9 protein-coding genes and 1 pseudogene are annotated in these 12,044 nt (G+C 73.6%); 3 read left to right on the forward strand and 7 right to left on the reverse strand.

Going from position 1 to position 12,044, the window contains the following annotated elements:
- Window positions 1-153: 153 nt before the first annotated feature.
- Together ACZ4VF_RS35605 and ACZ4VF_RS35610 are read right to left on the reverse strand one after the other, a co-directional pair.
- Window positions 154-3,378 carry a type 2 lanthipeptide synthetase LanM family protein gene (locus tag ACZ4VF_RS35605; RefSeq protein ID WP_467931224.1) on the reverse strand — a complete coding sequence of 1,075 codons (3,225 nt, stop codon included), beginning with the start codon at window positions 3,376-3,378 and terminating at the stop codon, window positions 154-156.
- Window positions 3,379-3,759: 381 nt separating this feature from the next.
- Entirely contained in the window at window positions 3,760-4,500 is a 741-nt protein-coding gene (locus tag ACZ4VF_RS35610; RefSeq protein ID WP_467931225.1) for a Type 1 glutamine amidotransferase-like domain-containing protein, read from the reverse strand.
- A gap of 331 nt (window positions 4,501-4,831) precedes the next feature.
- On the opposite strand from ACZ4VF_RS35610, the gene ACZ4VF_RS35615 reads away from it, so the two are divergent.
- Complete coding sequence (locus ACZ4VF_RS35615; RefSeq protein ID WP_467931226.1) at window positions 4,832-5,146, forward strand: hypothetical protein; 315 nt, start codon at window positions 4,832-4,834, stop codon at window positions 5,144-5,146.
- A gap of 185 nt (window positions 5,147-5,331) precedes the next feature.
- On the opposite strand, the gene ACZ4VF_RS35620 is transcribed toward ACZ4VF_RS35615, so the two are convergent.
- From ACZ4VF_RS35620 to ACZ4VF_RS35635, 4 genes and pseudogenes are all read right to left on the reverse strand, one after another.
- Window positions 5,332-6,402, reverse strand: coding sequence for a zinc-dependent alcohol dehydrogenase family protein (locus ACZ4VF_RS35620; RefSeq protein WP_467931228.1), 1,071 nt, complete (start codon window positions 6,400-6,402; stop codon window positions 5,332-5,334).
- A gap of 365 nt (window positions 6,403-6,767) precedes the next feature.
- Window positions 6,768-6,866, reverse strand: a pseudogene (locus ACZ4VF_RS35625) (IS5/IS1182 family transposase); the annotation flags it as partial.
- A 79-nt stretch (window positions 6,867-6,945) separates the two neighbouring features.
- Window positions 6,946-7,827: a hypothetical protein gene (locus tag ACZ4VF_RS35630; RefSeq protein WP_467931327.1), complete on the reverse strand. Its 882-nt coding sequence runs from the start codon at window positions 7,825-7,827 to the stop codon at window positions 6,946-6,948.
- Window positions 7,828-8,260: 433 nt separating this feature from the next.
- A complete protein-coding gene (locus ACZ4VF_RS35635) occupies window positions 8,261-9,190 on the reverse strand; it encodes an NAD-dependent epimerase/dehydratase family protein (RefSeq protein WP_467931229.1) in 930 nt (309 codons plus the stop codon).
- Window positions 9,191-9,321: 131 nt separating this feature from the next.
- Here ACZ4VF_RS35635 and ACZ4VF_RS35640 point away from each other — a divergent pair, with 131 nt between their 5' ends.
- Window positions 9,322-10,281, forward strand: coding sequence for a GlxA family transcriptional regulator (locus tag ACZ4VF_RS35640; protein ID WP_467931230.1), 960 nt, complete (start codon window positions 9,322-9,324; stop codon window positions 10,279-10,281).
- A 56-nt stretch (window positions 10,282-10,337) separates the two neighbouring features.
- On the opposite strand, the gene ACZ4VF_RS35645 is transcribed toward ACZ4VF_RS35640, so the two are convergent.
- The gene (locus ACZ4VF_RS35645) at window positions 10,338-10,505 is read right to left on the reverse strand and encodes a hypothetical protein (RefSeq protein ID WP_467931232.1); all 168 of its coding nucleotides are present in this window, start codon (window positions 10,503-10,505) and stop codon (window positions 10,338-10,340) included.
- 308 nt (window positions 10,506-10,813) lie between these two features.
- On the opposite strand from ACZ4VF_RS35645, the gene ACZ4VF_RS35650 reads away from it, so the two are divergent.
- A complete protein-coding gene (locus ACZ4VF_RS35650) occupies window positions 10,814-12,037 on the forward strand; it encodes an acyl-CoA dehydrogenase family protein (protein ID WP_467931233.1) in 1,224 nt (407 codons plus the stop codon).
- The last annotated feature ends 7 nt before the right edge of the window (window positions 12,038-12,044 follow it).

The raw sequence follows: 12,044 nt of genomic DNA on the forward strand, positions 1-12,044 counted from the left end.
TCCGCCCGAACCGCCCCGGTGCCACCGCGGCGCGGGAGCGAGGTGCCGAACGTGCCGACGCCGGTGAGCACGACGGCGACCGGCACACGGGCGCGGACGCAGCGTTCGTGCGCCGGCCGTGAGCGGTGTGGGCGGGGGTGGGGAGACGGTCCGTCAGCGACCGGGCTCCTCCAGGAGCAGCAGGGACGGAACGGTGTCGGGGCGGGCGAGACGGAGGAGCCCGTAGCCGATGCCGGACAGCCCCGTCAACAGCCCGGGCGAGGGGACGTGGTCGGGAGTGGCGCACTGGTGGCTTTGCGCCTCGACCAGCGCGAGCACCTGCCCCGAACACCGGGACAGCGCCCCGGCGGCCACCGTGTCGCCCCGCCCGGCGAGCGTGGCCAGCGCCTCCAGCGTGCCGAGCGTGCCCCGTCCCAGGCTCAGACCCGGCCGCACTTCGCTCTTCGCCAGGCAGGACGTCAGCGCTCCGGCGGCGCTCGCAGGCGCGGCGGCGGCCACACCGGCGAGCCCGGAGACCCAGGAGAGGTCCGTGGGCGCGGTCCGTACCGCGCGGACCGCGGCACGCAGCAGCGCGTCGGCGGCCCCCGCGTGCGCGGCGGCGCGCTCCGGCCGACAGCCGGCGTAACGCCGCAGGGCCCAGCCGATCCCGGCCGCGCCGTCCGCGAATCCGGGTCCTTCGTCCGCGAGCGCGGCCGCGCCGTGAGCGAATCCGCCTTCGCCGTCCGCGTATCCGGTCGCCCCGCCCGCGAATCCGGGCCCGGACCCGTCACCGAGGTCCGCGGCGTCCGCGGACGGGTCCGGCCGCTCCTGTCCGCGCACCGTTGCCAGCAGCAGGTCCGCCACCGCGTCGGCCAGCCGCAGGGCCTCGGGTGCCCCGGTCGCCCCGTACGCGGCGACGGCGGCGGTCAGCGCCCCGGCCGCGCCACCGGCCAGCCCGGGATCGGAGCAGGCGGCGACGGCGTGCCCGAGCGCGGTGAGCGCGTCCGGCAGACAGCCCGTCAGGTCCTCACCGAGCAGCGCCGACAGCCTCACGAGCGCGTGGACGATGCCGCCGAGCCCGGAGTAGGCGCCCGGCCCGGCCGCCGCGCTCAGTTCGGGATCGGCGGCCAGCGCCTTCATCAGGGCGGGCAGCGGCCGGACCGCCTCCCGGGCCAGCACGGCATACCTCCCGGCCCCGGTCAGCGCGTCCGCCTGCGCCAGGAAGAGCGCCACCCCGCAGTAGCCCTGACCCAGCCCGGCCCCCATCGGCAGCACGGCCCAGTGCGGCCCCGACACCTGCTCCAGGCCCAGCCAGTTGGTCCGGCCGCCGCCGCGCACCGCGCGGGCGGCGATCTCGTCGGCGACGCCGCACGCGGCGGCCAGCAGTCGCGAGGCGTCCGGCACGACCGCCGGCAGCGGGGCGAGGGCGAGTTCGGAACGCCGCGCCAGGGGCGAACCGGTGCCACGGGCGGCCAGTGTGGCCGAGATGACCCACTCCTGGTCGTGGCAGTCGACCTCGTCCATCCGGGCCAGCTTCTCGCCGACCGCGGCCAGGGCGGCCACCGGCAGCAGGTCCGGCAAACAGGTGCCATCGGCCGTCCGGACCCCTGTACCGGACGGCCGATGCACGAACAGGGGGACGTCGCCGCGCCACAGCTGCGCGGTCTCGTGCTCGACCAGGCGCCGACGCGCCTCGTCGTGCGCGGACTCGGTCCACAGCACCGCGAACACACCCTCGCGAGCCAGGGCGTCGCCGAGCAGCGAAGGGTGGGCGGACTCCTCCAGCAGCGTGGCGTAGAGGCGGGTGGAACGCACGATGAGCCGCGCGGGGCTGTCCGCGTGCTCCGCCAGCGGCCCGCCCGGGGCGAGCAGTTCACGACCGTGCGCGGCCAGCGCCGTGTAGCCGGCGCGGAACCCCTCCAGCAGGGCCGCCCGGTGGTCGGCCCCTTCCAGGGGCGCCCCCGCGGGCAGCGGCTGGTTCTGCGCGGCCGGGCTGAGCACCGCTCCCCGTACGGCCCGCATCGTGTCCTCGCCGCTGTCCACCCAGTGCAGGCCCTCGCTCGGGAAGGTGCCCGCGGTGTTCCGGCCCAGCGCGGAGATGTCCAGCGCGCCCTGCTCGCCGATCAGCAGGTGGGGCAGCAGACAGGTGCGGTGCACGGAGGCGTGCAGGGCGTCCGCGGCCGGATCGGCACCGGCCGTCGTGGCCTGCGGAAGGCCCGTGTGCAGCAGGGTCTCCGCGTCCACCAGGACCGGCTGGTCGCCACAGGCGATGACGTTCTCGTAGTGCATGTCGGCGCCGTCCACCGCGTACAGCAGGGCCAGCAGCGCACCCTGGCGCCGGTAGAAGGCATCGGTCTCGGAGACCGACCGGCACCAGCGGTGTTCCACGAACTCCAGCCAGCCGTACCCCGGCCGGCGCACACTGCGCGGCGTCCGCAGTGCGAGGCCGGGCACCTTGGCCCCGAGCCAGGCCGCCAGGTCGTCCAGCAGGGCGTGCTGCTCGAGCGGCCGGGGTTTGTACACGATCCGGTCGCCACCGGCGAAGCGCAGGACCGCGACCGCCCGGTTGCCCTGGTGGGCGTCGCCCAGACCGAGGTCCACCCCGGCCAGCGCACCGGGCGCGCGCCCGTCGAGGAGGCCGGTGACCAGGTCCTCCCGGTCGGCCTGGAACCTCGTCACCAGCTCCGCCGCGGCGTCCGCCGCGTCCAGCGCGGTCTGCGCGAGCATCCGGGCCAGCACCGGGTAGGCTGCGAAGAGCGCGGACAGGCCCCGGCGACTGCCGGTGGCGGCGACGAACGAGGCGAACCGCTCACGCGGGCCCGCGCCGTCGAGCCGCCGGGCGCGCCGGGCCCGGGACAGCTCATGGACCAGGGTCCGGGCGGCCTGCCGGGTCAGCTGCTCGGTCAGCCGCCGTTCGAACGCCTCCCGCCACACCGCCTGTTCGCGCGCGGTGGCGTCCGTCGTGCGGCGGGCGAGCCGGTCGGCGGCCGGGGTGACGAGCGGCCGTACGACGGCGGCGAAGACCTCGGGCCCCACGCCGTCCGGGGCCGGTTCGTCCGGGCTCTCGGGGGCGGCGGCCAGTGCCGCCTCGGCGAAGTCGGCCCAGTGGGGCTTGGCCGCGCGCTCGGCGAGGTGCTCGGCGCTCTCCGCCGCGAGGGCCGCCGCGGTCGCCCCGTCCACCCCGAGGTGGGCCAGGCGCAGGGCGAAGCCCTCGGCGTCCCCCAGACTCCAGGGAGCGTGCCCGGTGCCGGGGCCGGTGGGCGCCGCCGGGACGCCGGGCGCTGCGAGCCGCTCCGCGAGGGTCAGCGCCGGGGCCCACCAGGCGAGCGGCAGGCGGGCGTCGAACGGAGCCGGGAGGCCGGCGGTGCGGGGAGCCGGGAGGTCGGCGGTCTCAGTCACGGAGCAAGACGGTGCCAGACCCCCGTGATCCCCACATGGGGAAGTGACCCCCATATTCCTGCGCACCGGGCACCGAGGGGGAACGGCCACCGGAGGACGCCCCACACCGATGGGGGAACGCCGTTGGACGCCCTACACCGATGGGGGAACGCTACGGGACGCCCTACACCGATGGGGGAACGCTACGGGACGCCCTACACCGATGAGGGGTGCCGGCCGTGGACGCCCCGTACGGATGGGCCCGCGGTGAGCGCCCCGCACGACGAGGGGGGTGATCACCGTGGACGGCCCCCCCGTACCGACGGGGAACTGCCGTGGACGTACGCCCCGCACCGGCCGGAACGGCCGGCCGCGCGTCCCCCCGGCGGTGCCCGGCTCCGCTCAGAACCTGGGCGTCGGCAGCAGCCGCGGTTCGATCCGCTCCTCCACCGTCCCCGCGCCCGCGCGGCTCACCACGTAGGCCGCCTTGCCCGACACTTCCGCCACGGCCTCGACCAGTTCGGTGCCCCGATAGACCAGACCCACCCCGTCGTCGGTGCAGTGGGCTGCCCGGAAGGCGCCCTCGGCGACCAGCCGGTGGATCAGCGGACGCCGGCCCGCGTCCGAGTCGTAGTGCACGCCGTTGCCGTACGGCAGCAGGCCCAGGCCGTCGGTGACCGGGCGCAGCCCGGGGCCGAAGGAGTCCGTCGCGCCACCCTCGAACCAGCAGATGGAACCCGCGCTGATCCCGGCCAGCACCACACCCGCCCGCCAAGCGCGCCGCATGATCACGTCCAGGCCGTGCACCCGCCACACGGCGAGCAGGTTCGCCACCGAACCGCCCATCACCCAGACCACGTCGTGCGCGAGGACCGTGCCCTCGACGTCCTCGACGTTCGGCATGGGGAACAGTTGCAGGGGAGTGAGGTCGTAGCCCGCCACCCGGGCCGCCTCCGCCACCCGCGCCGTCACGTGCTCGGCGTCACCGGTCGCCGTGCCGACGTACAGGACGCGGGGCCGTCTGCCGTGTACGCCGGAGAGGTCGACCGCGTGGTGGACCAGGGCGTCGAAGAGCAGCCGGGTGCGCGTGCCGGCACGGTGCCCTCCGGACGTGGCGAGGATGGTCGGTTCCGGAGCGGTCACACACGTGATCGTAGCGGCCCGAACTCCCCCTGCGAACGCGTCGTCACGTCCCCGCCCCCGGTTCGAACCCGGGCGTGGCACGTCAGGACTGTCACGACCCGCGACGGCCGCCGGCACGGAGTGCGCGGCCGCTCGACCGCCCGCCCACGCGCAGACACCGGCCAGGTGCTGAACGGGCCTGGAGTCGCGCTGCGCGGTCCCGGCCGCGACCGGGGCACGAGCAACATCGACGGCGCCGACGCCGGCTCACCGCCGGCACTGCACCAGGCATTGCGGCCGGCAGGTAACGTGCCGTCAAGGTGGAAGGCTCGCTGACTGACATGGAGTGACCGTGCCGCTCGATCCCGGTCCACCACCCGTCGGCGAAGCCGCCCGCCGCATCGTGGACCTCGTGCTCACCGAGGACGACGTCTACCTCGACAGCCTCCCGGACGAGGTCGAGGCCTCCATCGCCGTTCCGTTGACCGAGGTGGCGCGGATGCTGGACGAGCCCACCGGCCACAAGGAGTTCCGGGATGGCGTCCGGCTCCTGCTGGAGGTGGGCGCGAGCGTGGCGCCCCGTATGCCGAGCGAGCTGCGTGACCTGTTCGAGGAGCTGCGTCTCGCCATGCGTGGCGTGACCGTGCGAGGAGCCGGGCCCGGGTGAGGGGACCGGCAGGGGCCGGGCAGAGCGGGGTCTGGAACAGGGTGCTCGGACCAGGTGGCGGTGAGCATCCGCCGACGCCGCGCGGTGCGTCGAGACGAGTGGACACCGGCGTACCGCGCCGGCCGGTCGACGGGGCTTCGTCCGGTGGCTCCGGAACCTCGTGGTCGCACCGGCAGGGCCGCTCCCTACCCCTCGTCCTCGGTCCGGCCGCCTTCGAAGACGAACAGTGGCTTGGTGCCGTGGGCAGGTGCTTCGGCGAGCGTGACGGCTTCGGCGAAACGCGCGAGAGGGAAGGGCCGCCCCTCGGGGATGCTCAGCACCTCGTCGGCGACGAGATCGCGGACCCGGGCCAGGGCGCGCCGCACGGTTTCGGGTGAGGCGCTGCCGAACCAGCGGTTCAGCCAGAAGCCACGGACCGTTTTGGTCTCGTAGATGACCGAGCGTGCCTGCAGCGGGATCGTCAGTGCCGCGGGGTCGGTCTGCCGGTGGGTGGAGAGAGCGCCGTACACCACCAGCTCGCCTCCAGGAGCCAGTGCCTGGGACACCTGGGCGCCGACGGGACCCGCGACACAGTCGACGGCCTTCCGCACGCCGGCCGGTCCCGTCGTCTCGGCCACACGCGGCACGAGGTCCTCGTCCTCGGTGCAGATGACCGCGTCACCGCCGAGCGCTGCGATCTCCTCGACAGCGCTGCGACGACGAACGACGTTGATCGTGCGAACGCCCAGGTGCCGGCACAGCTGGACGACGAGCCGCCCGACGGTGGAGCCCGCGGCCGTCTGCAGCAGCCATTCGCCCGGCTGCACGTCGAGTTCCCGCGTCACGAGGAGCAGTGCGGTCAGCGGGTTGACGGCGAGCTGGCAGGCGGTCGAGTCGCTCAGGTGGTCGGGTACCGGAAGGAGTCTTCGGGCGTCGGCCACGAGATATTCCTGCCAGGTGCCGGCGACGGGGGGCCCGGGTACGGCCGGGATCGCGGCGGCCACCACGCGCTCACCGGCCTTCAGTCCTTCGGTGTCCCGACCCAGGGATTCGATGTGACCCACACATTCCATGTAGCCCCCGACAGCGGGGAACTCGGGGGAGAAGCCGTAACGGCCGCGCAGCGCGTGCAGGTCACTGGCGTGCACAGGAGTCGCCTTCACCCGGATCAGTGCCTGACCGGCTTTCGGTGTCGGCACAGGCCGGGAGTCCAGCCGCAGGACATCGGTGGGTTCACCGGCCTCCAGGGCTACGAGCGCGCGCATCGATCGAGGCATGGGTGGCTCTCCGTCTCACAGCGCCCGAGACGGCTCGGCGTGCTGGTGTCGTGCGGCCTCGGAGGGGACATGATCAGGGCTGTTCGCCGCGGCGCACCACCCTGACTCCGTCACTCCACGCTACGCCCGCCTCCGGGAAGATTCCCGGCGGCTGACCAGGACCGAAGATCAGAGGGCCGGGCGGCGGATCGCGACTGCGGCCGCGTCGTCGTCCAGGCGAGCGCGCGGGAGCTCGTCGGGGTCGTCAGGCCGCCCCACTGCTTGAGTCGGGCGATGCACCGCTTGACAGTATCGCGCTCCTTGTACGTATCAGCGTCGAAGCCGGGCGGGCGGCCTCCGACGCGGCCTCGCCGCAGACGGTGGCCGAACTTCCACGCGAGGGCCTCAAGGGTCCGGCGGTGGTCGGCCCACCGTCGTCCACGGACCGGATCGGCCGGCAGCAACGGCTCGATCCGGTCCCACATCACATCAGTGATCACTCACCGAACAGGCGCATCCGATCAACCGATCAACCCATCAATCAACCCATCGAAGAGACACGCTCTAGACGCCTGTCACGTACCACAGCCTGGCTGACGCGCCACGCAGGTACAGATGACGGCCTCGTCCTACAGGGCGCGCATACCGCTTGAGCGGTGCCCCGTCGGGGAGGGTGAGGCAGGCTTCCTCGACCGGCAGGGCCTCGCTCCCTGTCAGGCGGCAGCGGTGCAGGCGGTCCGGTTGTCGGTTGCCCCCCAGCATCGTGAGGTGGTCACCGTGCACGGCCATACCCGCGGGAGCGACCACAGGAGTGCGCCGTAGCCGGATGTCACCGTTGGTCCGGACTTCGAGCAGCGGGAAGGTCGGGTAATAGCTGGCCCAGGCGACGCCGTCGTCCACGTTGAAGGCGTAGACCGTGTCGATGTGTTCGACGCCCTTGGGAGGCGCATACCCCCACCGGTGGTTGCCGCCGCTGTCCCAGCGCACCAGCCCGGCGGCGCTGACCGGGTCGGTGTAGACCCCTTCGTCGAAGTAGGCACTCCATACATGGTGTCGCCGGTCCGCCATCAGGTACTCGACCGCGTCCCCCATCGCGAAGCTGTGGCGGCGGCGCCCGTCCGACCCGTATATCCGGGCGTTCCGGTCCCCGGCGCCGCCGTACCCGTGCACAACGAGCCGGCCGTTGGGCAGCGCGTCGAGATGGGTCACCCGCAAGGTCAGGTCGCGCAGGGGCTGTTCGCGGACCGCGCCGCGGTCGTCGACGACCAGGAGCGCGTCGTACGGGAAGCCACGAGGCTGGGGGGAGGGCCTGCCGTACGAACATGGACGGAGTTCCGCATCGGGACAGATCAACCAGAGAGTCCGGCCCCAGGCGTCCACGGTGGTCGCCAGAACCTTCTGGTGGTCGTACTGCCGAGGCAACAGTGCGTAGGGACGCAGTGCCACCTTCCTCAAGAAATCACCTCACGGGCGAACGAACACGACCCGCCCATGATCGCATTCTTCGAACCCGCCGCCCAGGGGGCAGCGCCTCGAAGTCCGCATGCGGATGCGGCGCCGGTACGACGGGGCCAGGCGGGGTCGGCAGGCGGCGGGGGCGCACTGCGGCGGGAAGCCCGGTCGGCCTCTGCTCGACCGGGCTTCCTCCGGCCTCGGACCCGACCGCCGGCACCTCCGGCCTTGGACTTGCCCGCCGGCACCTCCGGCCTCGGACCCGACCGCCGGCACCTCCGGCCTTGGACTTGCCCGCCGGCACCTCCGGCCTCGGACCCGACCGCCGGCACCTCCGGCCTCGGACCCGACCGCCGGCACCTCCGGCCTCGGACCCGACCGCCGGCACCTCCGGGGTCAGGGGACCGCGATGCGGTGGTCCGTTCCCTCAGGCCACGGGCTTGGTCCGCTGTCCTGCCATCTCGGCCAGGACCTCGTCTGTCGGGGTGGGCTCGATGCCCAGTGTCTTCGCTGTGAGTGATGCGTCGAGGACGCTGGGGCGGTCGTACAGGTAGAGCATCTCCGTGAACTCCGCCATGACCGGATCGGTCCGTCCGATCTCCTCCAGCTCGGCCTTCGTCATCCGCTCCAGCCGCGGGACGGGCGCGCCGGCGGCTGCCGCCAGGCGCGCGGCCAGTTCGCCCGCCGGCGCCTCGGACGTGGAGGGCACGTGCCAGGCGCGGCCCCAGGACTCCTCGTGCCGGGCTGCCGCAACGAGTGTGCGCGCTGCGTCGACGGTGTACGTCCAGCTGTGTGGGGCGTGGGGGTCGCCCGGGTAGAAGGCGGGCGCTCCGGCCAGCACCCGCGCTCCCACCATGAGGGTGAAGGGAGAGTAGGCGTCCGCGCCGAGGAAGTCGCCGGCCCTGACCTCGGTGACGCGCACCCGGCCGGCCTCGTGGGCGGCCAGGGCCGCCTGCCACATCCGGGCCCGGACCCGGCCCTTGACGCTGGTGGGGGCCAATGGGTGGTCCTCGCGGGCGGCCTCGTCGGTGGGGCCGTAGCCGTAGGTGTTGCCGAGCATGACGTAGTCGGCGCCGGTGTGTCCGGCCGCGGCCAGCAGCGCGGCGGCCAGTGGCGGGAACTCCGCCGGCCAGCGGTCGTACGGCGGCATGGCGCAGTTGAACAAGGTGGTCGCGCCGCGGGCCAGTTCGGTCAGCCGCGCGGTGTCGGTAGCGTCGGCGGTGACCCGTTCGATCCGCTCGTGCACCGGCCCGCTGCCACGGCGGGTGACGAGCCGGACGCGTTCACCGGCGGCGGCCAGCAGACGGGCGGTGGCCGATCCGGTGGCTCCGGCTCCGACAATGACGTGCAAGGACACGGTGCTCTCCCCGGTCGCAGTGGTGGGCGCTGCCGCCGGCTCCGACGGCCGCGACGACGTGCTCCCTACCTTCCGCCCGAGGCGATCATTAGGGTAGTGGCCCGAATGCCAACCATCTGGAGGTTCGGGCCATGCACCGAGTCGCTGTCGTCGCGGTCCCCCCGGCCACCACCTTCGACCTGTCCATCCCCGAACTCGTGCTGGGGGAGACGTGGGTCGACGGCACCCGCGGCTACCAGGTGCGGATCTGCACCGCCCGCCCGGGGGCCGTCGCCACCAACGGCAGCCTCCAGGTCAGCGTCCCCCACGGCCTTGAGACCGTCGATGACGCCGACACCGTCATCGTCACCGGCACCGCGGCCCGCGACGACATCGACCCCCACGTCCTGTCGGTGCTGCGTCACTCCGCAGCCGCCGGCAAACGCATCGCCTCGATCTGCACCGGAGCCTTCGTACTCGCCGAGGCAGGACTGCTCGACGGCCGCCGCGCCACCACCTACTGGGCCAAGTCGGAGGAGTTCTCCCGCCGTTTCCCCGCCGTCGACCTTCGCCCCGGCGTCCTGTACGTCGAGGACGGCACCTTCCTGACCTCTGCCGGACTGTCCGCCGGCATCGACCTCTGCCTGCACCTGGTGCGCACCGACTACGGCGCCGCGACGGCCAACGAGGTCGCCCGTCTGGTGGTGGCGGCGCCCGTACGACCCGGAGGCCAGGCCCAGTTCATCAAGGCACCACTGCCACCCGAGACCGCGACGTCCTTGACCGCGACCCGCAGCTGGGCACTGGAACGCCTGTACGAACCACTCACCCGCGCCGAACTCGCCGCCCACGCCCGCACCAGCGTCCGCACCCTGACCCGCAAGTTCCATACGGAGACCGGCCTCAGCCCGCTCCAATGGCTGCTCCATCAGCGCGTCCTGCGCGCCCAGGAGCTCCTGGAAACGACCGACTGGCCCATGGACCAGGTGGCCCGCCTCAGCGGCCTCGCCACCACCGACTCCCTGCGGCAGCACCTCACCCGACGCACCGGCCTGACGCCCAGCGCCTACCGCGCGACGTTCACCCAGCGCTCAGGGCGAGCGCACGGCTGACGGCACCGCGTCGGGTGCGCGTCCTGCCGGGGCCCGGTCGATGAGGCCGTGAAGCGTCACCGGTCCCTCTTCCGAGCCCTCCCGGCGGCCCCTCCGGCGCGGACGACCACCTGCTCGACGGTGCCGGTGTCGACCCGCGGGCGAACCGCTCCGATCCGGGCCGCCGGGAGGCGGGCGAGCGTGGTCTCGCCGGTGCCGGGCAGGTCGCCGGTGACGACGAGCACGGGGTCGTCGCTGCGTCAGCCCCGGAGAGGCCACGACCGCCCGGCCTGTCGCAGCGGTCGCCAACTCGCCACTCACGGGCGCGAACCAGCCAAGCGCGGCCCCTATCCCTAGTATTCCTATCGAATTACTAGGGAAGTGTTGACGGTCGGTGACGAGGAGCGTGAGGATGAGCGGGCCGACGCGTCACCGCGCAGCGCACTTTGCGCCTCCTCCGGTGCCGCACCGACTTCGGTCCTGCGAGGGAAGACGTCATGACCACAGCACTGGGCTACGGCGACAGCCGCAGCCGGACGAAGCGGACACGCCTGTGACGCTGCTGGCTCATGAGGTGACCGACGCGGGAGCCCGGCAGGTCGACTGGCTGCACATCGCCCGTGAGACGGCCGACGACCTGGCCGCGGACGCGGTCGAGCGCGAACAGGCCGGCAGGGCACCGCTCGACGAGGTGGCGCTGTTGCGCGGGTCGGGACTGCTGACGCTGCTGGCTCCGGCCGAACTCGGGGGAGGCGGTGGGGACTGGCGTACGGCCTGCGCGGTCATCCGGACCGTCTCCGCGGCCGACGGCGCCATCGGCCATCTGCTGGGCAGCCACTACTTCCTGTCCAACACCGCCCGGTTCTTCGCCCCCGCGGCCCGCGCCGACCGTATCGAGCGGGACGCGACAGCGGGGCAGTGGTGGTGGGGAGGCGGCATCACCTCGCACGAGCCGCCGCTCATCCTGACTCCCACGGCGGACGGCTACCTGCTGGACGGCTACCAGCGGTATGCCGCCGGAGTCGGGATCGCCGACAGACTGGTGGTCCGCGCGGCCCAGTACGGCACCGGTGAGCCGCTGGCCGTCCTCGTCGACCCCTCCCACCCGGGAGTGGTGAGCGGCATCAGCGGGGACACCTTCGGTCAGCGTCTGGCGGCCGGTGGCGCCGTGGAGTTCGGCTCCGTGCCGGTCGCGGCGGACGACGTGCTCGGCACGCTCTCGCCGGACGAGGACGTCCTGTCACCTGCCGCCTCCCTGGCCGCGCCGACCGCGCGGCTGGTCTCCGCCCAGTTCTGTCTCGGCATCGCCGAAGGACTGCTGGCCGAGGTCCACGAGCACGGACGGGCCGTGCGGTCGCCCTGGCAGCCCTTCTCGCCGGAGCCCTGGCCGGACAGGCCCCCGCAGGATCCCTACGCCCTGGCCGTCTACGGTGAACTGACCGTCACCGCGCGTGCCGCCTCCGCCCTCGCCGACCAGGCGGTGGAGGCTCTGCTGCGCGCTCTCGCACAGGGCGTCGATCTCGACGACGAGGAGGGCGCGGAGGCCGCCGTTCTCGCGAGCGTGGCGGAGGCCGCCGCCTCCCGGGCCGCCCAGGAGATCACCACCCGTGCCCTGGACGTCATCGGCACCGACGCGGCCTCCGTGCGGCACGGACTCGACCGCTTCTGGCGCGACGTCCGGACACACACCCTGCGTGAGCCGGCGGTGCACAGGCTGCGCGAGATCGGGGACTACTTCCTCAACGGCGCGCACCCGCCCTTCACCCTTCCCGCCTGACGGGCCG

The organism is Streptomyces sp. NPDC029151 (assembly GCF_055564315.1).